Genomic DNA, 26,022 nt, shown 5'->3' with positions numbered 1-26,022 from the left:
CGCTTCCCCGTACGCGCCTACTGCCCGACTTCCCCGTACGCGGCGAGCAGCACCGCCGGGTCCGGGCCCTCCAGGACGGTCGGCTTGGCCAGGCCGTCCAGGACGATGAAGCGCAGCAGGTCACCGCGGGACTTCTTGTCGACCTTCATCGTCTCCAGCAGCTTGGGCCACTGGTCGTAGCGGTAGTGCAGCGGCAGCCCGACCGCTTCGAGGACCGTGCGGTGACGGTCCGCCGTGGCGTCGTCCAACCGGCCCGCCAGCCGCCCGAGTTCGGCGGCGAAGTGCATGCCGACCGCGACGGCCGCGCCGTGCCGCCACTTGTACCGCTCGTTCTTCTCGATGGCGTGGCCGAGGGTGTGGCCGTAGTTGAGGATCTCCCGCAGGCCCGACTCCTTCAGGTCGCTGGAGACGACCTCCGCCTTCACCCGGATCGAACGCTCGATCAGCTCGGCCGTGTGCGGGCCCGCCGGGGTGCGCGCGGACTGCGGGTCGGTCTCGATGAGCTCCAGGATCGCCGGGTCGGCGATGAAGCCGGCCTTGATGACCTCGGCGAGGCCGGAGACGTAGTCGTTGACCGGCAGGGAGTCCAGCGCGGCCAGGTCGCACAGCACGCCGGCCGGCGGGTGGAAGGCACCCACGAGGTTCTTGCCCTCGGCGGTGTTGATGCCGGTCTTGCCGCCGACGGCCGCGTCCACCATGGCCAGGACGGTGGTCGGGACGGCGATCCAGCGCACGCCCCGCAGCCAGGTCGCGGCGACGAAACCGGCGAGGTCGGTGGTGGCGCCGCCGCCGACGCCGACGATGACGTCGGTGCGGGTGAACCCGGACTGGCCGAGCGCCTTCCAGCAGTAGGCGGCGACCTCGGCGGTCTTGGCCTCCTCGGCGTTCGGCACCTGGATCGCGACGGCCTCGTAGCCCTGTGCGGCCAGGTCGGCGCGCAGCGCGTCGCCGGTCTCGGCGAGCGCCTCGGGGTGGATCACCGCGACCCGCTTGGCCCTGCTGCCGATCAGCCCGCCGAGTTCACCGAGCAGCTGACGGCCCACCAGGACGTCGTACGGCTCGGTGCCGGCCGTGCCGCCGACGTGGATCCGCGTGACCGACTCGCTCATGCTTTCTTCAACTCCACTGCGTCCAGGGCGGCTTGGGTGACCTCTTCGGGGGTGCGCCCGTCGGTCGGCACGACCGCGGTGGCGACCTCCTCGTACAGGTGCCGGCGAGCCTCCATCAGCTCGCGCCACTGCTTGCGCGGGTTGACCGCGAGCAGCGGGCGCGCGGCGTTCAGGCCGGTGCGCTTGACGGCTTCCTCGACGTCCATCGACAGGTAGACCACCTGGTGGCCGGCGAGGAGCGCGCGCGTGTCGGCGTCGAGGACGGCGCCGCCGCCGAGCGCGAGGACGCCCTCGTGCTCGGCCAGGGCGCGGTGCACCGCCTGCTTCTCGATCGCGCGGAAGGCGCTCTCGCCGTCCTCGACGAAGATGTCCGCGATCGTGCGGCCCTGTCCGGTGACGATGTCGTCGTCCGTGTCCCGGTAGCCGACGCCGAGGCGCTCGGCGAGCAGTTGCCCGACGGTGGACTTGCCCACGCCCATCGGGCCGACCAGGACCAGCAGCGGCCCGCTCATCGGATGTGCAGGTTGTCGAGGTAGGAGCGAACGTTGCGGCGGGTCTCGGCCACCGAGTCGCCGCCGAACTTCTCCGCCACCGCGTCCGCCAGCACCAGCGCCACCATGGCCTCGGCGACGATGCCGGCTGCCGGGACCGCGGAGACGTCGGAGCGCTGGTGGTGGGCCTGGGTGGCCTCGCCGGTGGCGACGTCCACGGTCTGCAGGGCGCGCGGCACGGTCGCGATCGGCTTCATCGCGGCGCGCACCCGCAACAGCTCACCGGTGGACAGGCCGCCCTCGGTGCCGCCCGCACGGCCGGAGACTCGGCGGATGCCCTCGGGCGTGCCCACGATCTCGTCGTGCGCCTTCGAGCCGGGCACCCGGGCCAGCTCGAAACCGTCGCCGACCTCGACGCCCTTGATCGCCTGGATGCCCATCAGGGCACCGGCCAGCCGGGCGTCCAGCCGGCGGTCCCAGTGCACGTGCGAGCCCAGGCCCACCGGCACGCCGTACGCCAGGACCTCGACCACGCCGCCCAGGGTGTCGCCGTCCTTGTGGGCCTGGTCGACCTCCGCGACCATCGCCTTGGAGGTGTCCGCGTCCAGGCAGCGCAGCGGGTCGGCGTCCAGCCTGTCGACGTCGGCCGGAGTGGGGTACACCCCCTGCGGGGCCTTCACGGAGCACAGCTCGGTGACGTGGCTGACGATCTCGACGCCGGCCGTCTCCTTCAGGTACGACCGGGCGACCGCGCCCAGCGCCACCCGCGCCGCCGTCTCACGGGCGGAAGCGCGCTCCAGGATCGGGCGAGCCTCGTCGAAGCCGTACTTCTGCATGCCCGCGAGGTCGGCGTGGCCGGGACGGGGCCGGGTCAGCGGCGCGTTACGGGCCAGCTCGGCCAGCTCGGCCGGGTCGACCGGGTCGGCGGCCATGACCTTCTCCCACTTCGGCCACTCGGTGTTGCCCACCATGATCGCGACCGGGGAACCCAGGGTGAGTCCGTGCCGGACGCCACCGAGGAAGGTGACCTCGTCCCGCTCGAACTTCATGCGCGCACCGCGGCCATAGCCGAGCCGCCGCCGCGCGAGGTGGTCCGCGACCATCTCGGTGGTGATCGGCACGCCGGCGGGAAGGCCCTCCAGCGTCGCGACAAGTGCGGGACCGTGGGACTCACCCGCGGTCAGCCAACGCAGCCTGCTCAACGATGCTCCTCAGTGCTCGCGCCTGGTTCTGCTCCGCGTACACGCACGCACGCGTACGTCGACGACGCGACCGGGTGCGCGGCCCGGGCCCGCCACCTCCGATCCTCCCACGTCCGGGCCCGAGCTCCGGCCGCCGGTCCAGCAGGCGGACGCCGACGCGGACCTCGGACGCGCACGGGCGGCCACTTCCGGCCACCTGGGCGCCGTCACGGACAGGCGCCCGTCTCGTGCACCGCCGCCCGGCGAGAAACCGCCCGCCCCGCCGTGGACGTCAGCGTTCGGCCAGGGCCTTCTCGCCCGCCCGGCGCATCGCCTCCAGCGGGGCCGGAGTGTGCCCGGTCATCTGCTCGACCTGGAGGACGGCCTGGTGCACGAGCAGGTCCAGGCCGCTGACCACGGCCCCGCCGAACATCGACCAGCGCGCGGCCAGCCCGGTCGGCCACGGGTCGTACAGCACGTCGAAGAGTGTGGCGGGCCGCTCCGGTACGGCGGCGGCCAGGGCGTCGGTCGTCCCGGCCGGTGTCGTCGCGATCACCAGGGGCGCGCGCAGGGCCTCGGCCGCGTCCGCCCAGTCGGCGGTGCGCACCTCGACGTCGAGCCGCTCGCCCCACTGGCGCATCTCGGCGGCGCGGGCCTCGCTGCGCACATAGACGACGACCTCGCCCGAGCAGACCCGGGACAGCGCGGCCAGCGCGGAGGAGGCGGTGGCGCCGGCGCCGAGCACCGCGGCCGTGTCGACCTGCTCGATGCCGTGCTCGCGCAGCGCGGCGACCATCCCGGGGATGTCGGTGTTGTCCCCGACCCGGCGGCCGTCCTCGGTGAGGACGACCGTGTTGACGGCCTCCACCGAGGACGCGGTCTCGCTGATCTCGTCCAGCAGCGGGATCACCGCCCGCTTCAGCGGCATGGTCAGCGACAGCCCGGCCCACTCGGCACCCAGCGTGTCGAAGAAACCGGGCAGACCGGCCTCGTCGACCTCGAAGCGGTCGTAGCTCCAGCCGTCGAGGCCCAGCTCCGCGTAGGCGGCCCGGTGCAGCACCGGGGAGAGCGAGTGCGCGATGGGCGAGCCGAGGACGGCCGCCCGGCGGGCGTCAGTTGCCCGAGCTTTCATTGAACTTGTCCTTGAGCTTGTTGAACTCGGCCAGCGTCCTGGCGAATTCGGTGTTGCTCACGCCGTCGGTCGCCACGAAGTAGATCCAGCCGTCGTGCGTCGGATTCAGCGCCGCCTTCATGGCGTCGTCACCGGGGTTGCCGATGGGGCCGGGCGGCAGACCCTTGTTGGTGTACGTGTTGTAGGGGTCCTTGTTGCGGTAGATCTCGCGTGTGGCGATGTGGATGTTGCTCTCGCCCTTCAGATAGTTGAAGGTCGAGTCGAACTGCAGGAGCTGGTTGGTCTCCGTGTTCGTGGGCTTGAGGCGGTTGTAGACCACCTCGGCCATCTTGCGGTAGTCGTCGTGGGTCTTGCCCTCGGCCTGGACGAGGCTGGCCACCGTGACGAGCTGCAGCGGGTCCTTCAGCCCCAGGGACGCGGCCTTGCCCTTCAGGTCGTAGCGCCCGTAGACCTCGCTGGCCTGGGTGACCATGGCCTTCAGCACCGTCTCCGGCTTCATGCCCTTGGCCGCCGGATAGGTGCCCGGGGCGAGGAAGCCCTCCAGCGGGTCCTTGATGTCGCCGTTGTTGTTCGCCCAGCTCGGCAGGCCGAGGCTCTTGTACTGCTCCTCGGCGGTGTCCTTGGTGGTGCCGGTGGACAGGCCGAGCTTCTGGTCGATCGCCGCGTAGACGCGCGCATTGCGCTCACCGGGCGTGACCATGATGTTGTTCTGGCTCTTCGGGTCGAGCATCATCTCGACGGCGCTGGCGGCCGACATCTGCTTGCGCAGGATGTAGGCGCCGGCCTGGATGGAGTTGCCCTTCGGGTTCTGCTGCTGGGCGGAGACGAAGGCGTCGACGCTCTTGACCACGCCCGCCGCCTTGAGCCGGCGCCCGATGTCGTAGCCACCGGCGCCCTTGGGGATCTCGATGGTCACGGTCTCGCCCGTTCCGTCGCCCGCGTAGTCCGGGGAGGAGCCGAAACGATTTTGGTAGAAGGTGTAGCCGACGTAACCGACCCCGGCCAGTCCACCGCCGAACACGAGCACGACCACCAGGCAGGCGATGCCGTTACGGCTCTTCTTCTTGCCGCCCTTGCCGCCCTTGCCCCCTTTGCCGGCGCGCCGGGCCGCACGCCCTCGGAGGTCGGCGTCGTCCTCGGGGTCCTCGTCCGGGTCACCGCCCGCAAAGAAGGCGTGCTCGCCCTGGTCGGGGCCCGGGTCCCAGTCGGTCTCCTGCCGCGGCTCCGGCTCGCCGCGGCGGCGGGCGGGCGGCTCCGGCGGCGGGTAGGCGCCCTCGGACTGGTAGAAGTCGGGCTGCTCGCCACCGTAGGAGACCGTCTGCGGGGCGTAGGGGTCGCCCGGGTCGGGCGGGTACGGCACGTGCGCGTGCGTGCCCGTGGTGTCCCAGCCGCCGTCCTGCGGGTGCTGCTGCTCGCCGTAGTACTGCTGCTGCTGTTGCTGCTGGTACTGCGGCTGCTGGTACTGCTGCTGGTCGTACCCGGACTGCTGCTCGGGGCCCCAGTCGCCGTAGCCCTGCTGCTGAGGGTGCTGGTCGTGCTGCGGCTGCTGCGGGTGGTGCTGCTGGCCGCCGTAGGCAGGCTGATGGCCCACGTGGGGCTGCTGCCCCTCCCATCCGCCGTCCCCGTACAACGGGTCCTCCGGATGCCACGGTTCGGAGCCTTGGCCCCGGCCATACTCAGTCATCGATCCCCTAGAGCCGCGAGGCGGCGGTCACGCGGCTGGTGGCTCCGGCTCCGTCCCGCCTCTTGTTGTGCGGCAGCTGTTCGAACACCGCCGCATCGCGCGGAACGTTACCGTATCGCGATCAGATGACCACTTCGACGCCCTCGCCCGGGGCTTTGCCTGACACCCGTTCGGATTCGAGCGCCTGCTGCAGGATGATGACGGCGGCCGCCTGGTCGATGACCGAACGGCCCTTCTTGGCCTTCACCCCCGAGGCGCGCAGCCCCTGACCGGCCGTGACCGTGGTCATCCGCTCGTCCACCAGGCGGACCGGCAGCGGCGTGATGCCCCGGGCCAACTCCTGTGCGAAGGCGCGGACCTTGACGGCGGCCGGGCCCTCGCCCCCCTTGAGGGAGCGAGGGAGACCGACGACGACCTCGATCGGTTCGTACTCCTCCACCAGCTGCCGCAGGCGGCGGTGTGCGGCGGGGACGTCCCGGCCCGGGACCGTCTCCACCGGGGTGGCGAGGATCCCGTCGGGGTCGCACGAGGCGACCCCGATCCGGGCGTCCCCGACATCGATCGCGAGCCGACGTCCTCTGCGCATGATTCCGACCGTTTCCTTACTCAGCCTTCACTTCCGTCACTTCGCCGTCTCGGCCACGAGACGCTCGACGGCGTCGACGGCCTCGCCGACGGCGGCCGGGTTCTGCCCGCCGCCCTGGGCGACGTCCGGCTTGCCGCCACCGCCGCCGCCGAGGGTCTTGGCGGCGGTGCGGACCAGGTCACCGGCCTTGAGACCGCGCTCGCGGGCGGCCTCGTTGGTGGCGATGACGGTCAGCGGCTTGCCGTTGTTCACCGTGAACAGGGCCACGACGGCGGCGCGCCCGCCCTGGATGCGGCCCCGCACGTCGAGGACCAGCTTGCGCAGGTCGTCGGGGGTGGTGCCGTCCGGGACCCGACCGGTCACCACGGCCACGCCGCGCACGTCCTTGGCGGACTCGGCGAGACCGGCGGCGGCCTGCAGCACCTTCTCGGCGCGGAACTTCTCGATCTCCTTCTCGGCGTCCTTCAGCTTGCCGAGCATGGCGGAGACCTTCTCCGGCAGCTCCTCCGAGCGGCCCTTGAGCAGCTCGGTGAGCTGGTTGACGACCGTGTGCTCGCGGGCGAGGAAGTGGTAGGCGTCCACGCCGACCAGGGCCTCGATCCGGCGCACACCCGAGCCGATGGAGGACTCGCCGAGCAGCTTCACCAGGCCCAGCTGGGCGGTGTTGTGCACGTGGGTGCCGCCGCACAGCTCCTTGGAGAAGTCGCCGATGGTCACCACGCGGACCCGCTCGCCGTACTTCTCGCCGAACTCGGCGATGGCGCCCTGCTTCTTGGCCTCGTCGATGCCCATGACGTCGGCGCGGACGTCGAGGTCGCGGGCGAGCACCTCGTTGATCTTCTGCTCGACGTCGGTCATCACGGCCGTCGGAACGGCGGACGGGGAGCCGAAGTCGAAGCGGAAGCGGCCGGGCTGGTTCTCGGAACCGGCCTGGGCGGCCGTCGGGCCGAGGGCGTCGCGCAGGGCCTGGTGGGTCAGGTGGGTGGCCGAGTGGGCGCGGGCGATGGCCTTGCGGCGGCGGGCGTCGATGGAGGCGTGGGCCTTGGCGCCGACCGTCACCTCACCGACCTGCACGACGCCCTTGTGGACGTAGACACCCGGGACCGGCTTCTGGCAGTCGCGGACCTCGATGACGGCACCGGAGTCGACCTTGATCTTGCCGGTGTCGCCGATCTGACCGCCGCCCTCGGCGTAGAACGGGGTGCGGTCCAGGACGACCTCGACCTCGTCGCCCTCGGTGGCGGCCGGCGAGGAGACGCCGTCGACGAGCAGGCCGACGATCGTGGACTCGGCGTCGGTGTCGGTGTAGCCGATGAAGTCGGTCGCGCCGGCGGAGTCGGCGATCTCGCGGTAGGCGCCCATGTCGGCGTGGCCGGTCTTCTTGGCCTGGGCGTCGGCCTTGGCGCGCTCCCGCTGCTCCTTCATCAGACGGCGGAAGCCGTCCTCGTCCACCGACAGGCCCTGCTCGGCAGCCATCTCGAGGGTGAGGTCGATCGGGAAGCCCCAGGTGTCGTGGAGCAGGAACGCCTTGTCGCCGGAGAGGACCGTGCCGCCGGCCTGCTTGGTCTCGGTGACGGCGGTGTCGAGGATGTTGGTGCCGGCCTTCAGCGTCTTGAGGAAGGCGTTCTCCTCGGCGACGGCGACCTTCTCGATGCGCTCGCGGTCGGTGATGAGCTCGGGGTACTGCTGCCCCATCATGCGGATGACGACGTCGATCAGGTCGTGGACGACCGGGCCGGTGGCACCGAGCAGGCGCATGTTGCGGATGGCGCGGCGCATGATGCGGCGCAGGACGTAGCCGCGGCCCTCGTTGCCGGGGGTCACGCCGTCGCCGATCAGCATCGTGGCGGTACGCATGTGGTCGGTGACCACGCGCAGGGAGACGTCCGAGTCGTGCGCGTCGCCGTAGGCGACACCGGTCAGCTCGGTGGCCTTGCTGATGACGGCCATGGACGTGTCGATCTCGTACATGTTCTGCACACCCTGCAGAATCATGGCGAGCCGCTCCAGGCCGAGGCCCGTGTCGATGTTCTTGCTCGGCAGGTCCCCGAGGATCTCGAAGTTGTCCTTGCCGATGCCCTCGCCACGCTCGTACTGCATGAAGACGAGGTTCCAGATCTCCACGTACCGCTCGTCGTTGACGGCGGGGCCGCCCTCGACGCCGAACTCGGGGCCGCGGTCGTAGTTGATCTCGGAGCAGGGGCCGCACGGGCCGGGGACGCCCATGGACCAGTAGTTGTCCTTCATGCCGAGGCGCTGGATGCGCTCCTTCGGCACACCGACGACCTCGTGCCAGATGCGCTCGGCCTCGTCGTCGTCCTTGTAGACGGTGATCCAGAGGCGCTCGGGGTCGAGGCCGTAACCGCCCTTGTCCTGGGGGCTGGTGAGCAGCTCCCAGGCGAGCTTGATGGCGCCTTCCTTGAAGTAGTCGCCGAAGGAGAAGTTGCCGCACATCTGGAAGAACGTGCCGTGCCGCGTGGTCTTGCCGACCTCTTCGATGTCGGGCGTGCGCACGCACTTCTGCACGCTGGTGGCGCGCGGGAACGGCGGCTTGACCTCACCCAGGAAGTAGGGCTTGAAGGGCACCATGCCGGCGGGGACGAGGAGCAGAGTCGGGTCGTCCGCGATGAGCGACGCCGAAGGGACGACGGTGTGCCCGCGCTCCTCGAAGAAGCTCAGCCAGCGGCGGCGGATCTCAGCCGACTCCATCAGTGGTCCTCATTCCGGTTGTACGAGTACGTCGGGTTCTCGGCGTACTTCGGGTTGCTGCGGTTGTTCTCGATGGCGGCGTACCGCGCGCGGGCCGCCAGTTCCGGGTTCTCGTGGATGCCCAGGGCCTCCCCGAGCTCGGCCTCCCGCTGGGCCATGTTGTCGCGGACGTCGAGCGCGAAGCCCACGGCGCGGTCCTTGAGCCGCTGTCCCGTCTCGAGCGCCTTGTTCGCCGCGGTCGCGGCGAGGCTCTCCGGGGTGAGCTGCTTCAGCTTGCGGTTGACCTTGGTGGTGGCCCACACACCGGCGGCGACGCCCGTGCTGAACCAGAACGTACGGCGGAACATCGCTCGGTCTCAGTCCTTACTTCCGCTTGCCCCGTCGTGAGGCCGGGACGGTGCGGCCCACGATCACGGTACGCCTCGCCTCCTCGGCGGGCACTTCACCCTTGCGCCCGCCCAGCGCCCGGCGGACGCCGTAGCCGAAGGCCGCGACCTTGACCAGCGGGCCGCCGAAGGTGGAGGCGACGGTGGTCGACAGGGCGGAGGCGTTCGACGTGACCTCCTGGACGTCGGAGGCGATCGCGTCGACCCGGTCGATCTGGGTCTGCGCGGAGCGCACCGCCTGGGAGGCGTCGGCCAGCAGCGGGACGGCCTGGTCGGTCACGTCCGCCACGAGCTTGGTCGTCGCCTTGAGCGTCTGGGCCAGCCTCGCGAGAGCCACCGCGAGGAAGGAGACCAGGATCGCCCAGAAGACGGCCACCAGGATCCCGGCCACCTCTCCACCGGACACTGTGCGCACCCGCTCCCTGAAACGTGCCTGAACATCGAGAAAGTCGTGCACCGAGCCTATCGCGCCGGGGCTCGGGCTCCGTACCGGATTAGGGGGGCGTGGAGGGCGGGAGTTCCGGGAAGCGATTGTACGCAGTGATTACGGTTCAGTACGCTCCGTGTCCCATGCGAGATCATCAGCGCGCAGGCACACCCGCGGGGGGCCATCTGCCCGCCGAATCGAACGCGTTCGTCGGCCGGGCCGGCGAACTGGCCGAGCTGGCCGAGGCCCTGCGCGGCTCCCGGCTGGTGACCGTGACCGGCCCCGGCGGGGTCGGCAAGTCGCGGCTGGCGGCACGGGCGGCGGCGCGCTGCGTGGCCCCGCACGGGGTGTGGCAACTGGATCTGGCCCCGCTGCGGGACCACGGACTCGTCGCGTACGCGCTCGTGGAGGCGCTGGGGCTGACCGACCACACCTCCCGGGCGCCGCGCGAGACGCTGCTCGCGCATCTCGCCGGCCGTGAACTCCTGCTGGTCCTCGACGGCTTCGAGCATCTGGCCGAGGCGTGCGCCGCTCTGGTGGCGGACCTGCTGGCCCGGCTCCCGCAGCTGCGGATCCTCGCGGTGGGCCGGTGCCCGCTGCGGCTGGCCGGTGAACGGCTGCTGCCGCTCGCGCCCCTGGGCGAGGACGAGGCGGTGGAACTGTTCACCGACCGGGCCGCCGCCCAGGGCGTGCCCGTCGGGGACGGCGCCGAGGTGCGCGAGCTGTGCCGGCGTCTCGACGGCATCCCGCTGGCCCTGGAGCTGGCGGCCGGGCGGCTGCGGGCGCTGTCGCCGACGCAGCTGCTGGAGCGGCTGGACGACCGGTTCCGGCTGCTGACCGGTGAGGTGCGCGACGCGCTGCCGCGCCATCGCACGCTGCGCACGGCGATCGGCTGGAGCCACGAGCTGTGCACCCCGGCGGAGCGGCTGCTGTGGGCGCGGCTGACGGTGTTCGCCGGGCAGTTCGACCTCGATGCCGTGGAGTACGTGTGCAGCGGGCACGGTCTGCCCGCCGACGACGTGCTGGACGTGCTGACGGAACTGATCGCACAGTCGGTCGTGACCCGCGAGGAGACCGCCACGGGCGTGCGCTACCGCATGCTCGACACGATCCGGGCCTACGGCGCCGACTGGCTCGCGGCGACGGGGGACGCGGAGCGGATGCGGCGACGCCACCGGGACTGGTACATGGGGCTGGCGACCTGGTGCGAGCTGGACTGGTTCTCGCCACGGCAGGCGGAGGTGGCCGAGCGCATCGAGGCCGAACTGCCGAATCTGCGCTGTGCGCTGGAGCGCTGTCTCACCGAGCCGGGCGAGGCGCATCTGGGCCAGTATCTGGCCGGCTCACTGTGGTTCTACTGGGTGGGCTGCGGGCGGCTGGCGGAGGGGCGGCACTGGTTGCAGCGCAGCCTCGAGCTGGAGACGGAGGGCGGTGCGCGCAGCGCGGGCGAGCATCCCCGGCTGAAGGCCCTGTGGGTGCTGGGCTATGTCACGATCCTGCAGGGCGATCCGGTGCCCGCCCTCTTGGCGCTGACGGACTGCCGTGCGGAGGCGGAGCGGCTGGGCAGTGCGACCGGTGTCGCCTACGCCGAGCACCGCACCGGATGTCTGGCGCTGGTCACGGACGACATGGCGCGCGCGGAGCGGCTGCTGCGCTCGGCCCTGGAGCGCTACCGGGAGATCGGCGAGCTGAACAGCAACGTGCTGATGGGCCAGGTCGAACTGGCGATGACCCGGGCGTTCCAGGGCGATCTGGCGGACGCGGTGCGGTTGTGCGAGGACGTGCGCCAGGTGTGTGAGGACCATGGCGAGCGGTGGGCGCTCGGCTACGCGCTCTTCGTCTTGGCGTACGCCGCCTGGGCGGAGGGGGACGCGGCCCGCTCCCGGGCGCTGCTGACCGAGTGCCTGGGCGGCGCGCACGGGTTCCGCGATCTGCTCGGCTCGGTGCTGTCGATGGAGCTGCTGGCGCTGGTCACCGCGGCGGAGGGGGACGCGGCGGAAGCGGCGGTGCTGCAGGGGGCCGCGGCACGGATGTGGCCGTCGGTGGGGCTGCCGCTGTTCGGGTCGGCGTACTACAACGGTCCGCACGAGCTGTGCGAGGCGACGGCCCGGGAGCGGCTCGGGGACGCGCGGTACGAGGAGTGCGTACGCCAGGGGCGGCGGCTCGGGTGGGCCGAGGCGGTCGCGCGGGCCCTGGGGCGAGGGCGGGCGCTGACGTCCGTCCCGGCGCCGCGCAGATCGCAGCGGGGCGGCCCGGGAACGCGGCAGCCCGCCGCCTCGCCCACCCGGAAGGGCGGGGAGACGGCGGGCTGAGGGAGTGCTACCGCCTGCCGAGGATCAGCGGGCGTAGTACTCGACGACGAGCTGCTCGTCGCAGATCACCGGGATCTCCTTGCGGTTCGGCTCGCGGTCCAGGCGGAACGCCAGGGCCTTGAGGTTCACCTGCAGGTAGCGCGGGGTCTCACCGTCGGGGGCGAAACCACCCTCGCGGGCGATCTGGAAGAGCGTCTTGTCCTTGGAGCGGTCGCGGACCTGGATCACATCGTCGGGGCGCACGACGAAGGACGGCTTGTCGACCTTCTTGCCGTTGACCTGGATGTGGCCGTGGACGACCATCTGGCGGGCCTGGTAGATCGTGCGGGCGATGCCCGAACGCAGGACCAGCGCGTCGAGGCGCTTCTCCAGCTCCACGATCAGGGCCTCACCGGTCTTGCCCTGGACCTTGGAGGCACGCTCGTAGGCGCGCACGAGCTGGCGCTCGGAGATGTCGTACTGGGCACGCAGACGCTGCTTCTCGAGCAGACGGACCTTGTAGTCCGAGTTCTGCTTGCGGCCACGGCCGTGCTCGCCCGGCGGGTAGGGGCGGGCCTCGAAGTACTTGACGGCCTTCGGGGTCAGCGCGATGCCGAGGGCACGCGACTTCTTGACCTTGGGGCGGGACTGGTTCGCCACTGTTTCTCTTTTCCTTGTTCCGGCTTGTCAGGGTTGCGGGAGGTCGCATCCGCAGCCGGGGAAACCCGTCGGGTCCGCGTGGGACCTGCCGGGCAGCCGCTCCCCTGGTCTGGGCACATACGTGCAGCACGCGAGTGGCCCACCGACCTCTCCCGGAACTCCGGGTGGTGGTGGGCTGCCCGCGACACCGTTCGACGGTGCGCGACGCTCCTGGAACCCACTGGGGGTTCCGGCCGGCTGTCCCGCTCTGACTGCACGGAACTCGGCACTTCGGGGCAGTCTACAGGGCGCTCAGGACCGCTTGCGACCGAGGTGCTTGCGGGTCCACTCCACGGCGTCCGCGTAGCGGGCCTCCGCGCCGTGCCGGGTCGGCGTGTAGTACTCGCGGTCCTTGAGGACGTCCGGGGCGTACTGCTGCGCGGCGATGCCCTCGGCCAGGTCGTGCGGGTAGACGTACCCCTGGCCGTGCCCGAGTTTGGTCGCGCCCTTGTAGTGGCTGTCGCGCAGATGCGCCGGGACCGCTCCGGCCAGTCCCTTGCGTACGTCGTCCAGGGCGGCGCCGATCGCGGTGGTGGCGGCGTTGGACTTGGGGGCGAGCGCGAGCGCGATGGTGGCGTGGCTGAGGGTGAGCGCGGCCTCGGGGAAGCCGATCATGGCGACGGCCTGGGCCGCGGCGACCGCGATGGGCAGGGCGTTCGGGTCGGCCAGGCCGATGTCCTCGCTGGCGGAGATCATCAGGCGGCGGGCGATGAACCGGGGGTCCTCGCCGGCCTCGATCATGCGGGCCAGGTAGTGCAGGGCGGCGTCGACGTCCGAGCCGCGGATGGACTTGATCAGGGCACTGGCGACGTCGTAGTGCTGGTCGCCGTCGCGGTCGTACTTCACCGCGGCCCGGTCGACGGTCTCCTCCAGGGTGGACAGGGAGATCTCCGGCTCGCCCTTGTCGAGGGCGGCCCCCGCGGCGGCCTCCAGGGCGGTCAGCGCGCGGCGGGCGTCACCGCCGGCGATGCGCAGCAGGTGGTCCTCGGTGTCCTCGGGGAGGGCGACGGCGCTCTTCAGGCCGCGCTCGTCGGTGAGGGCGCGCTTCAGCAGGCTGCGGATGTCGTCGTCGGTGAGGGGTTCGAGGGTGAGCAGCAGGGAGCGGGAGAGCAGCGGAGAGATCACCGAGAAGTACGGGTTCTCGGTCGTGGCCGCGATCAGGGTCACCCAGCGGTTCTCGACGGCCGGGAGGAGGGAGTCCTGCTGGGCCTTGCTGAAGCGGTGGATCTCGTCGAGGAAGAGGACGGTCTCCTGGCCGTAGCCGCCGCTGGCGCGGCGGGCGCCGTCGATGACCGTGCGCACCTCCTTGACGCCCGCGGTGATCGCGGACAGCTCCACGAAGCGCTTGTTGGTGGCCTTGGAGACGACGTAGGCGAGCGTGGTCTTGCCGGTGCCGGGCGGCCCCCACAGGATCACCGAGGACGGCCCCGCCGGACCCGTCGCGCCCTCGCCGACCAGGCGGCGCAGGGGTGAGCCCGGCTTGAGCAGGTGCTGCTGTCCGACGACCTCGTCGAGGGTGCGCGGACGCATCCGGACCGCGAGGGGGCTGGTCGTCGGGTCCTTCTCCTGGCGTTCTTCGGCTGCGGCGGTGAACAGGTCGGGCTCCACGTCAGAAACCCTAAGCCACGGCACTGACAACACGGCCGGCCGCGTCGACGGCCCACCGCGTCGACGCGCCCCAGGGACGGGACCCCGTGGGGCCGGGCCGGGGCCGGGACGCGGGCTCCGCGGCTTCCGGCGGCCGATGACGGTACGCGGCCCTCAGGGGCGGGAAGCCCCCGGCCGGGGCGGGCTCAGCTGGTCCAGAAGTCCCACCAGCGGGTCAGGACCAGCATGCCGATGATGCCGATGTGGAGCACCGGCATGACCCAGGTGAACTCGCCGAAGAAGCTCTTGAGCCAGCGCGGGGCGGGCAGCAGGTCGTTGCGGATGTTGAAGGACGTCACGTACCAGAACATGATGATCGTGGCGACCCAGGCCAGGCTGCACCACAGGCAGAGCGCGTTGATCCGGTACAGCGACTGGAACTGCAGCCAGGCGCAGAAGCCCACGCCGAAGAGCGTGCCGAAGTTGAAGGTGAGCCAGTACCAGCGCGGGAAGCGGGCGCGGCCCAGCAGGCTCATGCCGACGCAGACGACGATGCCGTAGGCGACCAGGCCGAGCATCGGGTTGGGGAACCCGAAGGCGGCGGCCTGCTTGGACTCCATCACGCTGCCGCAGGAGACGACCGGGTTGAGGCTGCAGCCGGGCGTGAACGTCTTGCCCGCGACCTTGGCCTCGAGGATCTTGAACTTGTCCAGGGTGATGACCCAGGCGGCGAGCAGTCCGGCCGCGCCGGTGATCACCAGCAGCACGCCGAAGGCACGGCTGCCGCCCACGGTGCGCGGCGCGGCGGCCCCGGCGTCCTGCGGCTCGGGGTCGGTGGAGACGTCCTTCACTGTCGTCTTGCTCATTCCGCCGGTTCCGTCACTTGAGAGTTGGACCTTCTTCGGGCACGGCCATTGTGCCGCACGCGTCCCCCTGCCCACCGTTCGATGGACATAAGGATGTACGCGTACGGGGCCCCGAACGTTCGGATCCGGCCGCTGATCGCAGGCCTCCACGCGCGTGCGGCGCTCCCGGCTCGAAAATCCCCTGGCGGTGCGACATCGCGGGCGCCGGGTTGACGACGGAGGGCGCCGGGATCACCCCGGCGCCCTCCGTCGCTGTCATCGGTCGTCAGCCGCCGAGCCGGGCCTCGAGCTCCGCCACGATCTCGTTCACGCCGACCGGCGCCTGCTCGCCGGACTCCATGTCCTTGAGCTGGACGACGCCCTCGGCGAGGTCGCGCTCGCCGGCCACGATCGTGTAGCGGGCGCCGCTGCGGTTGGCGTTCTTCATCGCGCCCTTGAGCCCCTTGTGCCCGAAGGAGAAGTCCGCCGCCACACCCACCTTGCGCAACTCGGTGACCTTGGCGAACAGCACGCGGCGGGCCTCGTCGCCGAGCGGCACCGCGAAGACACTGGTCGCGGAGGGCAGTTCGAGCTCGACGCCCTCCGCCTCCAGCGCGAGCACCGTGCGGTCCACGCCGAGCGCCCAGCCGACGGACGGCAGCGCGGGGCCGCCGATCATCTCCGACAGACCGTCGTAGCGGCCGCCGCCGCCCACCGCGGACTGCGAGCCGAGGCCGTCGTGGACGAACTCGAAGGTGGTGCGGGTGTAGTAGTCGAGGCCGCGCACCAGCTTCGGGTCGTCCTCGAAGGCCACGCCCGCGGCCGTGATCAGCTCGCGGACCTCCTCGTGGTACGCCTTGCAGGCGTCGCACAGGTAGTCGCGCAGCAGCGGGGCACCGGTGAGCTGCTTCTGCACCGCCTCCCGCTTGTCGTCCAGCACGCGCAGCGGGTTGATGTCGATCCGGCGACGGGTGTCCTCGTCCAGGTCCAGGCCGCGCAGGAAGTCCTGCAGCGCGGCCCGGTACACCGGCCGGCACTCCTTGTCGCCCAGCGAGTTCAGCAGGATGCGGAAGTCGCGCAGACCGAGCGAGCGGTACGCCTGGTCGGCCAGGATGATCAGCTCGGCGTCCAGCGCCGGGTCCTCCGCGCCGATCGCCTCGGCGCCGACCTGGGAGAAGTGGCGGTAGCGGCCCTTCTGCGGGCGCTCGTAGCGGTAGTAGGAGCCGGAGTACCACAGCTTGACCGGGAGGTTGCCCGCCTTGTGCAGGTTGGCCTCCAGCGCGGCGCGCAGCACGGAGGCGGTGCCCTCGGGGCGCAGGGCGAGCCGGTCGCCGCCCTTGGTCTCGAAGGCGTACATCTCCTTGGTCACGATGTCGGTGGACTCGCCGACACCGCGCGCGAACAGCTCGACACTCTCGAAGCCGGGGGTCTCGATGTAGCCGTAGCCGGAGGCGCGCAGCGGGGCGGCGATCGCCTCACGCACGGCCAGGTACTTGGCGGAGTCCGGCGGGATCAGGTCGTACGTGCCCTTGGGGGCCTTGAAGGTGCTCACGGAAGGTCTCTCGTCACATTCCTCGTCGGGGAGCGCGCGGGGCGTCCGCTCCCTGGCCGGCGGCCACCTGCCGCAGATACGGGTTGGTGGCGCGCTCCTGGCCGATGGTCGTCTGGGGGCCGTGTCCGGACAGCACCACGGTCGAGTCGTCGAGCGGCAGGACCACGCGGGCCAGGGACTCGAGCATGTCGTCCATGGAGCCACCGGGGAAGTCGGTGCGTCCGATGGAGCCGGCGAACAGCAGGTCGCCCGAGAACAGGATCGGCGGGATCTCCGCCGCCTCGGGCAGGCCGAAGGTCACCGACCCCTTGGTATGGCCGGGCGCGTGGGACACGGTCAGCTCGAAACCGGCCAGTTCCAGCTTCGCGCCGTCGGTCAGCTCCCTGACGTCGTCCGGCTCCCCGACGGTCAGCTCGCCCATCAGCGGCATGCCGATGGTCCGGCCGAGCGCCTTCTCGGGGTCGCTCATCATGAACCGGTCGTCGGGGTGAATCCAGGCCGGTACGCCGTGCGCGCCGCACACGGGGACGACCGAGGCCACATGGTCGATGTGGCCGTGGGTGAGGACGACGGCGACGGGCTTGAGCCGATGCTTCTTCAGCGCCTCTTCGACGCCGGGGGCCGCCTGGTGGCCCGGGTCGATGATCACGCACTCCTCACCGGCGGCGGGGGCGACGAGGTAGCAGTTCGTCCCCCAGGCCCCGGCGGGGAACCCGGCAATGAGCACGATCGTCCTTCGTTGTGGCGGTTGTGGTCGGTATGGGGGCGGCGTCTCGCGCTCGCGCCCGCGGTCAGAGCCTACCGGCGCTGCCGATTCCTCAGCGAACCCATATACGGTACGGGGCACACGCAGGCGATCGCTTCATCGGACGCACGCGCCCCCAACCGACGTACAACAGGCATGAGGAGTAACCCCGGTGGTCAGCCAGGAGCAGCGGCGGCGTCAGCTCGCCCGGGAGAAGTTCTTGCGGCAGCAGCAGCGGCGCACCGACGCGCGGCGCAAGGCGCGGGTCCGTAATTCCGTGATCGCCTCGGTGCTCGGTGTGGTCCTGGTGGGCGGCCTCGCGGTGTACACGACCGGGGTGTTCAAGGACGACGGCAAGTCGAACGCGAGCGCCGAGGTGACGCCGTCCGCCAAGCCGAAGGACCCGTGCGCGAAGCCGGCCGCGGGCTCGGTGAAGAAGCTGAAGTTCGGCAAGGAGCCGGCGATGTCGATCGACACGTCGGCGAAGTACACGATGAAGCTGGACACCACGTGCGGCGAGATCGACGTCGCGCTGAAGGCGTCGGCGGCCCCCCACACCGTGAACTCGTTCGCCTTCCTCGCGGGCAAGGGCTACTTCGACCACACCAAGTGCCACCGTCTGACCGACTCCGGCATCTACGTGCTGCAGTGCGGCGACCCGACGGCCACCGGCATGGGCGACCCGGGCTACAAGATGAAGGACGAGAACCTCAAGGACAAGAGCCTGAAGGGCAACGTCTACCCGGCGGGCACGGTCGCGATGGCGAACTCCGGCCCGAACACCAACGGCAGCCAGTTCTTCCTCGTCTACCAGGACAGCCCGCTGCCGCCCAGCTACACACCGTTCGGTACGGTGTCGCAGGCGGGCATGCAGGTGCTGAAGAAGGTCGCCGCCGCCGGCGCCCAGCCCGCCGATCCCGCCACCCAGAACACCGCGCCGAACGCGACGGTGGTGATCGACAGGGCGACGGTCACGAAGTCGTGACGCCGCGAGGGCGTCTTCCGTGGCCAGATGGGGAATTTCGGTCGCGCTGGATGCGGACAGGCAACCCGCTGGTCGCCTATGTTGGCGGTGAACAAACTGTGGACGATGCCCGGGGGAGCTCGAAGGCCCCTCGCAGGCATCATGTGGAGGAGGCGCTGTGAGCAGCGACCCGTGGGGCCGCGTCGACGAGACGGGGACCGTGTACGTGCGGACGGCCGACGGCGAGCAGGTCGTCGGTTCCTGGCAGGCCGGCTCCCCCGAGGAGGCGCTGGCCTACTTCGAGCGCAAGTACGAGGGCCTGGTTGTCGAGATCGGCCTCCTCGAGAAGCGAGTGCGCACCACCGATCTGTCGGCCAAGGACGCGATGGCCGCGATCGACCACCTGCGCGAGCAGGTCGACGCACACCACGCGGTCGGTGACCTGGACGCGCTGCGGCAGCGCCTGGACAAGCTCGTGCAGACCGTCGAGTCGCGCCGCGAGGAGCGCAAGGCGCAGCGGGCGAAGCAGGCCGACGAGGCCCGCCACGCCAAGGAGTCCCTGGTCGTGGAGGCCGAGGAGCTGGCGCAGTCCGACCAGTGGCGGGCGGCCGGCGAGCGGCTGCGTGCCCTGGTGGACACCTGGAAGGGTCTGCCGCGACTCGACCGCAAGTCGGACGACGAGCTGTGGCACCGCTTCTCGCACGCCCGGTCGGCGTTCTCCAAACGGCGCAAGGCGCACTTCGCGCAGCTGGACGCGCAGCGCGAGGAGGCCCGCCGGACCAAGGAGCGCCTGGTCGCCGAGGCCGAGGCACTGTCGGGCTCGACGGACTGGGGGCCCACCGCGGCCCGCTACCGCGAGCTGATGGCGGAGTGGAAGGCCGCGGGCCGCGCCCAGCGCGAGCACGAGGACGACCTGTGGAACCGCTTCCGCGGAGCCCAGGACGTCTTCTTCGCCGCGCGCAGCTCGGTCTTCGCCGAGCGTGACGCCGAGCAGGCGGAGAATCTGAAGCTGAAGGAGGAGCTGGCCGAGGAGGCCGAGAAACTCCTGCCGGTGACGGATCTCAAGGCCGCGCGGGCCGCGTTCCGCTCGATCAACGAGCGCTGGGAGGCCATCGGTCATGTGCCGCGGGACGCCCGGCCGAAGGTCGAGGGCCGGATGCACGCGGTCGAGCGGGCGATCCAGGACGCCGAGGAGACCGAGTGGCGCCGGACGAACCCGGAGGCACGCGCGCGTGCCGAGGGTCTGACCGGTCAGCTCCAGGCCGCCGTCGACAAGCTCAGGGGCCAGATCGAGCAGGCGCGCGCCCAGGGCAACAACGCGAAGGCCGACAAGCTGGAGCGTGAGCTGGAGGGCCGCCAGGCCCTGCTGGACCAGGCGCTGAAGGGCCTGGAGGAGTTCGGCGGCTGACGCCCAGTCCCGACGACAGCCGGAAGCCCCCGTACACACGGTGTACGGGGGCTTCTGCGTGCCCTGTGCGGGCCTTACGACGGCCGACGGGCCGAGGTGACGCGGTAGACGTCGTAGACGCCCTCGACGCCGCGTACGGCCTTCAGGACGTGCCCCAGGTGCTTGGGGTCGCCCATCTCGAAGGTGAACCGGGAGGTGGCCACCCGGTCGCGGGAGGTCTGCACGGCCGCGGAGAGGATGTTGACGTGCTGGTCCGACAGCACGCGCGTGACGTCGGACAGCAGCCGGGAGCGGTCCAGGGCCTCGACCTGGATGGCGACCAGGAAGACCGAGGACTGGGTGGGCGCCCACTCGACCTCGAGGATGCGCTCCGGCTCCCGCGACAGTGACTCGACGTTGACGCAGTCGCTGCGGTGAACCGATACGCCGCTGCCGCGCGTGACGAAGCCGATGATGGGGTCGCCTGGCACCGGCGTACAGCAGCGGGCCAGCTTGACCCACACGTCGTCGACGCCCTTGACGACGACACCGGGGTCGTTGCTGCTGCGGCGCTTGCGGGCGCGGCCGCGGGTCGGGACGGTCTCGTCGATCTCCTCGGTGGCCGCTTCCTCGCCGCCGAGGGCCTGCACCAGCTTCTGCACGATGTGCTGCGCGGAGACGTGGCCCTCGCCGATCGCCGCGTACAGCGCGGAGATGTCGGAGTAGCGCATCTCGTGCGCGAGCGTGACCAGGGAGTCGCCGGTGAGGATCCGCTGGATCGGCAGGTTCTGCTTGCGCATCGCCCGCACGATTGCGTCCTTGCCCTGCTCGATCGCCTCGTCGCGGCGCTCCTTGGAGAACCAGCCCCGGATCTTGTTGCGGGCGCGCGGCGACTTGACGAAGCCGAGCCAGTCACGGGACGGTCCGGCACCGGCTGCCTTGGAGGTGAAGACCTCGACCAGGTCGCCGTTGTCGAGGGTCGACTCCAGCGGAACGAGCCGGCCGTTGACGCGGGCTCCTATGGTGCGGTGACCGACCTCGGTGTGCACCGCGTAGGCGAAGTCCACCGGGGTGGCGCCGGCCGGGAGCGCGATGACGTCGCCCTTGGGTGTGAAGACGAAGACCTCGTTGCGGGACAGGTCGAAGCGCAGGGACTCCAGGAACTCGCCCGGGTCCTCGGTCTCCTTCTGCCAGTCCAGCAGCTGGCGCAGCCACGCCATGTCGTTGAGGTGGTCGTCCTTGCCCTTGCCGGCGGTCTTCGGCGCGTCGTTGCGCACCTTGGAGGCGCCGGCGACGGCCTCCTGCTTGTACTTCCAGTGCGCGGCGATGCCGTACTCGGCGCGGCGGTGCATGTCGAAGGTGCGGATCTGCAGTTCGACCGGCTTGCCGCTGGGTCCGATGACCGTCGTGTGCAGCGACTGGTACATGTTGAACTTGGGCATCGCGATGTAGTCCTTGAACCGCCCGGGAACGGGGTTCCAGCGGGCGTGGACGGTGCCCAGCGCGGCGTAGCAGTCGCGGACGGTGTCCACCAGGACGCGGATGCCGACCAGGTCGTAGATCTCCGCGAAGTCACGGCCGCGGACGATCATCTTCTGGTAGACGCTGTAGTAATGCTTCGGGCGGCCGGTGACGGTGGCGCGGATGCGGGCGGCGCGCAGGTCGCCCTGGACCTCGTCGATCACCTTGGCCAGGTACTCGTCGCGCTTGGGGGCACGCTCGGCGACGAGGCGCACGATCTCGTCGTACATCTTGGGGTAGAGGATCGCGAAGGCGAGGTCCTCCAGCTCCCACTTGATGGTGTTCATGCCCAGGCGGTGGGCGAGCGGCGCGTAGATCTCCAGGGTCTCGCGCGCCTTCTTCTCCTGCTTCTCGCGCTTGAGGTAGCGCATGGTGCGCATGTTGTGCAGGCGGTCGGCGAGCTTGATGACCAGGACGCGCGGGTCCTTGGCCATGGCGACGACCATCTTGCGCACGGTCTCGGCCTGCGCGGCCTCGCCGAACTTGACCTTGTCCAGCTTGGTGACGCCGTCGACGAGCAGGGCGACGACGTCGCCGAAGTCGCGGCGCAGGTCCTCCAGGCCGTACTCGGTGTCCTCGACGGTGTCGTGCAGCAGGCCGGCCATCAGGGTGGCCGGATCCATGCCCAGCTCGGCGAGGATGGTGGTGACGGCGAGCGGGTGCGTGATGTACGGGTCGCCGCTCTTGCGCTTCTGGCCGCGGTGCCAGCGCTCTGCGACCTGGTAGGCGCGCTCGATCTGGCGCAGCGTGGAGTTCTCGATCTTGGGGTCGTTGCTGCGGACTATCCGCAGCAGCGGTTCCAGGACCGGGTTGTAGGGGTTGGCGCGCTGGACGCCGAGGCGGGCCAGACGGGCGCGGACGCGGTTGGAGGAGCCGGAGCGGGCGGGCGGAGCCGCGGGCGTGCGGACCACGGGAGCGTTGATGGGCTGCTCGGGGGGCGCGGGCTTGGGGCGGGTCTCCTCGGCCGGCTTGTCGACGGGCGCCGACTGGGCGTGCTGGACCGGCCCGCGGGTGTCGTTCTTCGCGTGCGGCGCGGTCGGCGCGGGCTGCGCCGCGGATCCCGGGACGGGCTCGGGCTTGGCGGCGGTCAGGTGCTGGGCCTCGTCTGGCAAGAGGACTCCTCGTGCGCGATCCGGGTCCCCCGGTCAGGCTCCGGAGTCCCCATCGTAGCGAGCCTGGGCTCCAGGATCGCCTGCAGGCCACTGTGCGACCCGTGTACCCCGAAAACACAAGGGGCGGGCGCCGGATTCCTCCGGGCCCGCCTCTCGGGTGAACGACAGGTCGCTCAGACGGTGAGCAGCGCCTCCAGCGGGGCCTCGCCGAGGGCGGCCTGCAGCCGCGGGCGGCCCTGGAGGAAGCTCAGCTCCATCAGCACCGCGGCGCCCGTGACCCGGGCACCCGCCCGCTGGATCAGATGGACCGCGGCCTCGGCGGTGCCGCCGGTGGCGAGGACGTCGTCGACGATCAGGACGCGGTCGTCGGCGGTCAGGTCCTCGGCGTGCACCTCGATCTCGGCCGAGCCGTACTCCAGGTCGTAGGACTGGCCGAGGGTGGCGCCGGGCAGCTTGCCTGCCTTGCGCACCGGGATGAAGCCGAGGCCCGCGCGGACGGCGACGGGGGCGCCGAGGATGAACCCCCGCGCCTCCAGGCCGACGATCTTGGTGGCGCGGGTGCGCTCGGCGATCTCCGCGAACGCGTCGGTGAGCGCGGTGAACGCCGCCGGGTCTGCGAGCAGCGGGGTGATGTCCTTGAACATCACGCCCGGCTCCGGGTAGTCGGCCACGTCCCGGATACGGCTGAGCAGCAGCTCTCGCATCTCCGTCATCGGCGCTTCCCCGAGGGTCGGCCACGGCCGCGGTTGCGGGCGGCGGACTGGTCGCGGGGGCCGACGACCGCCGGTGCGGCGTCGTCGGAGTCGGCGGCGCCGGTGCGGGCGCCGGCGAACTCCTCCTGGGAGCCGGCCTGGGCCCGCTTGGCCAGCACGCGCTTGCGCAGGGCCTTCATCTGCGGCTCGCGCTCCTTGAGGTCGGCGACGAGCGGCGTGGCGATGAAGATCGAGGAGTACGCACCGGCCGCGAGGCCGACGAACAGCGACAGGGAGATGTCGTTGAGCATGCCCGCGCCGAGGAAGCCGCCGCCGATGAACAGCAGGCCCGCGACCGGCAGCAGCGCGACCACCGTGGTGTTGATGGAGCGGACCAGGGTGCCGTTGATGGAGCGGTTCGCGACGTCGCTGTAGGTCCACCTGGTCTGCTTGGTGATGTCCTTCGTCTGCTCCTTGAGGCTGTCGAAGACGACGACCGTGTCGTAGAGCGAGTAACCGAGGATGGTCAGCAGACCGATCACCGTGCCCGGCGTGACCTCGAAGCCGACGAGGGCGTAGATGCCGGTGGTGATGGTGATGTCGTGGATCAGGGCGACGAGCGCGGCCACGGCCATGCGCCACTCGAAGGCGATCGCCAGGTAGATCACGACGAGGACCATGAAGATGCCCAGACCCTGCCACGCCTTGTTGGCGATCTGCTCGCCCCAGCTGGGGCCGACCAGGTCGGCGTTGATCTTCTCCGCGTCGACCTTGAGGTCCTTGGCCAGCTCGTTCTTGATCTTGGTGGCGTCGCTGGTCTCGATGCCCGCGACCTGGATGCGCAGGCTGCCGTCACCGAGCTTCTGGACGATCGCGTCGTGGCCGGAGGCCTCCTGCGCGTAGTTCTCGGCGCTCGCGACCGAGACGGACATGTTCTTCGGGGTGGTGAAGACGGCACCGCCCTGGAACTCGATGCCCATGTTCAGGCCGCGCACCGCCAGGCCCAGGATGGCCGTGATGGTGATCAGGATCGAGACGCCGTACCAGATCTTGCGCTTGCCGATGAAGTCGTAGCCGATTTCGCCACGGTGGAGCCGGGCGCCGAGGTTGCCGAGCTTCGACATCTCTCACGCCTCCTTCGGGTCGACGGGGCCGGCGGCCGAACGGGAGGAACGACGAGTGCTGCGCAGCGGCGGCTTGGCGCCCAGGCTCTTGGGGTCGAGTCCGGACCACTTGTGGCCGTCGGCGAAGAACTTCCGGCGGGCCAGGAGCGTCAGCAGCGGCTTGGTGAACAGGAACACCACGACGACGTCGAGCACGGTGGTCAGACCGAGCGTGAACGCGAAGCCCTGCACCTTGCCGACCGTCACGATGAACAGCACCGCGGCGGCGAGGAAGGAGACGAAGTCGGAGACGAGGATGGTGCGCCGGGCACGCGGCCAGCCGCGCTCCACGGCGGGGCGCAGCGAGCGGCCCTCGCGGATCTCGTCCCGGACCCGTTCGAAGTACACGATGAACGAGTCCGCGGTGATGCCGATGGCGACGATGGCACCGCAGACGGCCGGCAGGTTCAGCGCGAAGCCGATGGCCGGACCGAGCAGCGCCATGATCACGTAGGTGAGCGCGGCGGACACCAGCAGCGAGGCGCAGGCGATCAGCGCCAGACCGCGGTAGTAGACCACCAGGTAGATCACGACCAGGGCGAGACCGATCGCGCCGGCGATCAGACCGGCCTTGAGCTGCTCACCGCCGAGCGCCGCGGTCACCGTGGTGACACTGTCCTCCTTGAAGGTCAGCGGCAGGGCGCCGTACGACAGCATGTTGGCCAGGCTCTGCGCCTCTTCCTGGGAGAAGTGGCCGGTGATCTCGGCGCTGCCGCCGGTCAGCGCCTCGCGGACGAACGGGTCGGAGACGACGTTGCCGTCGAGCACGATCGCGAACTGGTTCTGCGGGGTCTGCTGCTGGGCCAGCTTGCCGGTGATGTCGGCGAACTTCTTCGCGCCCTTGGAGGTGAACTCCATGGTGACGGTCCAGCCGGAGGCGTTCTGCGTGTTGAAGACGGCCTGCGCCTTCTTCACGTCGGTGCCGTCCACGCCGGCCGGGCCGAGGATGTACTTCTGCCACTGGCCGCTGGAGTTGCCGCAGGCCAGGGTCGGGTCGCCGGGCTTGGCACCCTTGCCGGCCGCGGCGCGCTGGTCCGGCTTGGAGCAGTCCAGAGCGGCGAACCGCGCCTGGAGCTTGGAGGTGGCGTCACCGGGAGCGCTGCTCGACGGCGAGGGAGACGGCTTGGAGCCGCCGGAGCTGCTCGCGGACGGCGTGGCGTCCGCCTTCAGCGCGTCGGAGACGGCGCGTCCCTGGGAGGTGGCGTTCGCCGACCGGGGGGCGGACGGCGAGGACGATCCCTTGCCGGTCGCCTCCGGCTTGTCCGAGGCCTTGCCGTTGGCCTTGCCGCTCGGCGACGCCGAGGGGTTGCCGGTGCCGCTCGGCGTCGGGGTCGCCGTGCCGGGGCCGGAGAGCTCGGTGGCCAGGACGGGGCGGAAGTAGAGCTTGGCGGTGGTGCCGACCTGCTGGCGCGCCTGCTCGGAGTTCGTGCCCTTGGGGATGTTGACGATGATGTTGCGATTGCCCTGGGTCTGGACCTCGGACTCCGACACACCAAGACCGTTGACGCGGCGCTCCATGATCTCGACCGCGGTGTCCATGTTGGTCTTGTTGATCGCGGACTCCTGGCCGGCCTCGGGGACCGCCCGGAGCGTGATGCTCGTACCGCCGGCAAGGTCGATGCCCAGGCGCGGGGTGGTGTGCCCGGAGGCGAACATCCCGCCGGTGAGCGCCACGATGGCGATCAGGATCAGGGCCAGCGCGCGCCACGGCTTGCTCTGGGCGCTCGCGCTCCGGCCCTTTCTAGGTGCTGCCACCTTC

General features: G+C 70.9%; 21 protein-coding genes. 3 read left to right on the top strand and 18 right to left on the bottom strand.

Annotated elements, in window-relative coordinates; translation table 11 throughout:
• Positions 1-17: 17 nt before the first annotated feature.
• From aroB to ACF1GV_RS34920, 9 genes are all read right to left on the bottom strand, one after another.
• Positions 18-1,109, bottom strand: a complete 1,092-nt coding sequence (aroB, locus tag ACF1GV_RS34960; RefSeq protein ID WP_391689138.1) for a 3-dehydroquinate synthase — start codon at positions 1,107-1,109, stop codon at positions 18-20.
• Positions 1,106-1,621 (bottom strand): shikimate kinase, encoded by a 516-nt coding sequence (locus ACF1GV_RS34955; protein ID WP_391689135.1) that lies wholly within the window; start codon positions 1,619-1,621, stop codon positions 1,106-1,108. The genes aroB and ACF1GV_RS34955 overlap by 4 nt, the downstream gene beginning before the upstream one ends.
• Positions 1,618-2,802 (bottom strand): chorismate synthase, encoded by a 1,185-nt coding sequence (aroC, locus tag ACF1GV_RS34950; protein WP_391689132.1) that lies wholly within the window; start codon positions 2,800-2,802, stop codon positions 1,618-1,620. The genes ACF1GV_RS34955 and aroC overlap by 4 nt, the downstream gene beginning before the upstream one ends.
• A gap of 271 nt (positions 2,803-3,073) precedes the next feature.
• Positions 3,074-3,913 carry a shikimate dehydrogenase gene (locus tag ACF1GV_RS34945; protein ID WP_391689129.1) on the bottom strand — a complete coding sequence of 280 codons (840 nt, stop codon included), beginning with the start codon at positions 3,911-3,913 and terminating at the stop codon, positions 3,074-3,076.
• Positions 3,894-5,597: an endolytic transglycosylase MltG gene (gene mltG, locus ACF1GV_RS34940; protein WP_391689126.1), complete on the bottom strand. Its 1,704-nt coding sequence runs from the start codon at positions 5,595-5,597 to the stop codon at positions 3,894-3,896. Before mltG ends, ACF1GV_RS34945 begins: the two co-directional genes overlap by 20 nt.
• A gap of 121 nt (positions 5,598-5,718) precedes the next feature.
• Entirely contained in the window at positions 5,719-6,183 is a 465-nt protein-coding gene (gene ruvX / locus ACF1GV_RS34935) for a Holliday junction resolvase RuvX (RefSeq protein ID WP_363265036.1), read from the bottom strand.
• Positions 6,184-6,219: 36 nt separating this feature from the next.
• Positions 6,220-8,892 carry an alanine--tRNA ligase gene (gene alaS, locus ACF1GV_RS34930; protein ID WP_391689123.1) on the bottom strand — a complete coding sequence of 891 codons (2,673 nt, stop codon included), beginning with the start codon at positions 8,890-8,892 and terminating at the stop codon, positions 6,220-6,222.
• Positions 8,892-9,239, bottom strand: a complete 348-nt coding sequence (locus tag ACF1GV_RS34925; protein ID WP_391689120.1) for a hypothetical protein — start codon at positions 9,237-9,239, stop codon at positions 8,892-8,894. The genes alaS and ACF1GV_RS34925 overlap by 1 nt, the downstream gene beginning before the upstream one ends.
• A gap of 16 nt (positions 9,240-9,255) precedes the next feature.
• On the bottom strand, positions 9,256-9,693 hold the full coding sequence (locus ACF1GV_RS34920; protein ID WP_361635107.1) for a DUF948 domain-containing protein: 438 nt from the start codon (positions 9,691-9,693) through the stop codon (positions 9,256-9,258).
• A gap of 155 nt (positions 9,694-9,848) precedes the next feature.
• On the opposite strand from ACF1GV_RS34920, the gene ACF1GV_RS34915 reads away from it, so the two are divergent.
• Positions 9,849-12,017, top strand: coding sequence for an ATP-binding protein (locus ACF1GV_RS34915; protein ID WP_391689116.1), 2,169 nt, complete (start codon positions 9,849-9,851; stop codon positions 12,015-12,017).
• A 24-nt stretch (positions 12,018-12,041) separates the two neighbouring features.
• Here ACF1GV_RS34915 and rpsD read toward each other — a convergent pair whose 3' ends face one another.
• From rpsD to ACF1GV_RS34890, 5 genes are all read right to left on the bottom strand, one after another.
• On the bottom strand, positions 12,042-12,656 hold the full coding sequence (gene rpsD / locus ACF1GV_RS34910) for a 30S ribosomal protein S4 (RefSeq protein WP_391689113.1): 615 nt from the start codon (positions 12,654-12,656) through the stop codon (positions 12,042-12,044).
• A 291-nt stretch (positions 12,657-12,947) separates the two neighbouring features.
• A complete protein-coding gene (locus tag ACF1GV_RS34905; RefSeq protein WP_391689109.1) occupies positions 12,948-14,303 on the bottom strand; it encodes a replication-associated recombination protein A in 1,356 nt (451 codons plus the stop codon).
• Between the two features lie 185 nt (positions 14,304-14,488).
• A complete protein-coding gene (locus ACF1GV_RS34900) occupies positions 14,489-15,148 on the bottom strand; it encodes a vitamin K epoxide reductase family protein (RefSeq protein WP_391689106.1) in 660 nt (219 codons plus the stop codon).
• Positions 15,149-15,413: 265 nt separating this feature from the next.
• Positions 15,414-16,679: a histidine--tRNA ligase gene (hisS, locus tag ACF1GV_RS34895; RefSeq protein WP_391689103.1), complete on the bottom strand. Its 1,266-nt coding sequence runs from the start codon at positions 16,677-16,679 to the stop codon at positions 15,414-15,416.
• 13 nt (positions 16,680-16,692) lie between these two features.
• Positions 16,693-17,406 carry an MBL fold metallo-hydrolase gene (locus ACF1GV_RS34890; protein ID WP_391689100.1) on the bottom strand — a complete coding sequence of 238 codons (714 nt, stop codon included), beginning with the start codon at positions 17,404-17,406 and terminating at the stop codon, positions 16,693-16,695.
• Positions 17,407-17,596: 190 nt separating this feature from the next.
• Here ACF1GV_RS34890 and ACF1GV_RS34885 point away from each other — a divergent pair, with 190 nt between their 5' ends.
• Together ACF1GV_RS34885 and ACF1GV_RS34880 are read left to right on the top strand one after the other, a co-directional pair.
• On the top strand, positions 17,597-18,409 hold the full coding sequence (locus ACF1GV_RS34885) for a peptidylprolyl isomerase (RefSeq protein WP_391689097.1): 813 nt from the start codon (positions 17,597-17,599) through the stop codon (positions 18,407-18,409).
• A 157-nt stretch (positions 18,410-18,566) separates the two neighbouring features.
• Entirely contained in the window at positions 18,567-19,796 is a 1,230-nt protein-coding gene (locus tag ACF1GV_RS34880; protein ID WP_391689094.1) for a DUF349 domain-containing protein, read from the top strand.
• Between the two features lie 74 nt (positions 19,797-19,870).
• Here the strand turns inward: ACF1GV_RS34880 and relA are convergent, their stop codons facing one another.
• The 4 genes from relA to secD form a co-directional block, all read right to left on the bottom strand.
• Positions 19,871-22,408 carry a GTP pyrophosphokinase gene (gene relA / locus ACF1GV_RS34875; protein ID WP_391689090.1) on the bottom strand — a complete coding sequence of 846 codons (2,538 nt, stop codon included), beginning with the start codon at positions 22,406-22,408 and terminating at the stop codon, positions 19,871-19,873.
• Between the two features lie 173 nt (positions 22,409-22,581).
• Positions 22,582-23,121, bottom strand: a complete 540-nt coding sequence (locus tag ACF1GV_RS34870) for an adenine phosphoribosyltransferase (RefSeq protein ID WP_391689087.1) — start codon at positions 23,119-23,121, stop codon at positions 22,582-22,584.
• Positions 23,118-24,224 (bottom strand): protein translocase subunit SecF, encoded by a 1,107-nt coding sequence (gene secF / locus ACF1GV_RS34865; RefSeq protein WP_391689084.1) that lies wholly within the window; start codon positions 24,222-24,224, stop codon positions 23,118-23,120. The genes ACF1GV_RS34870 and secF overlap by 4 nt, the downstream gene beginning before the upstream one ends.
• A 3-nt stretch (positions 24,225-24,227) precedes the next feature.
• A complete protein-coding gene (gene secD, locus ACF1GV_RS34860; RefSeq protein WP_391689081.1) occupies positions 24,228-26,018 on the bottom strand; it encodes a protein translocase subunit SecD in 1,791 nt (596 codons plus the stop codon).
• Positions 26,019-26,022: the final 4 nt, after the last annotated feature.

Source organism: Streptomyces sp. NPDC014006, assembly GCF_043088925.1.
Classification (GTDB): domain Bacteria; phylum Actinomycetota; class Actinomycetes; order Streptomycetales; family Streptomycetaceae; genus Streptomyces.
This window is presented reverse-complemented; position numbering and strand designations above follow the sequence as displayed.

Bases quoted from the DNA above. Each gene is read 5' to 3' on its own strand.
- aroB (WP_391689138.1), bottom strand. From the start codon at position 1,109: ATGAGCGAGTCGGTCACGCGGATCCACGTCGGCGGCACGGCCGGCACC.
- ACF1GV_RS34955 (WP_391689135.1), bottom strand. From the start codon at position 1,621: ATGAGCGGGCCGCTGCTGGTCCTGGTCGGCCCGATGGGCGTGGGCAAG.
- ACF1GV_RS34945 (WP_391689129.1), bottom strand. From the start codon at position 3,913: ATGAAAGCTCGGGCAACTGACGCCCGCCGGGCGGCCGTCCTCGGCTCG.
- mltG (WP_391689126.1), bottom strand. From the start codon at position 5,597: ATGACTGAGTATGGCCGGGGCCAAGGCTCCGAACCGTGGCATCCGGAG.
- ruvX (WP_363265036.1), bottom strand. From the start codon at position 6,183: ATGCGCAGAGGACGTCGGCTCGCGATCGATGTCGGGGACGCCCGGATC.
- alaS (WP_391689123.1), bottom strand. From the start codon at position 8,892: ATGGAGTCGGCTGAGATCCGCCGCCGCTGGCTGAGCTTCTTCGAGGAG.
- ACF1GV_RS34925 (WP_391689120.1), bottom strand. From the start codon at position 9,239: ATGTTCCGCCGTACGTTCTGGTTCAGCACGGGCGTCGCCGCCGGTGTG.
- ACF1GV_RS34915 (WP_391689116.1), top strand. From the start codon at position 9,849: ATGCGAGATCATCAGCGCGCAGGCACACCCGCGGGGGGCCATCTGCCC.
- ACF1GV_RS34900 (WP_391689106.1), bottom strand. From the start codon at position 15,148: ATGAGCAAGACGACAGTGAAGGACGTCTCCACCGACCCCGAGCCGCAG.
- ACF1GV_RS34870 (WP_391689087.1), bottom strand. From the start codon at position 23,121: ATGACGGAGATGCGAGAGCTGCTGCTCAGCCGTATCCGGGACGTGGCC.
- secF (WP_391689084.1), bottom strand. From the start codon at position 24,224: ATGTCGAAGCTCGGCAACCTCGGCGCCCGGCTCCACCGTGGCGAAATC.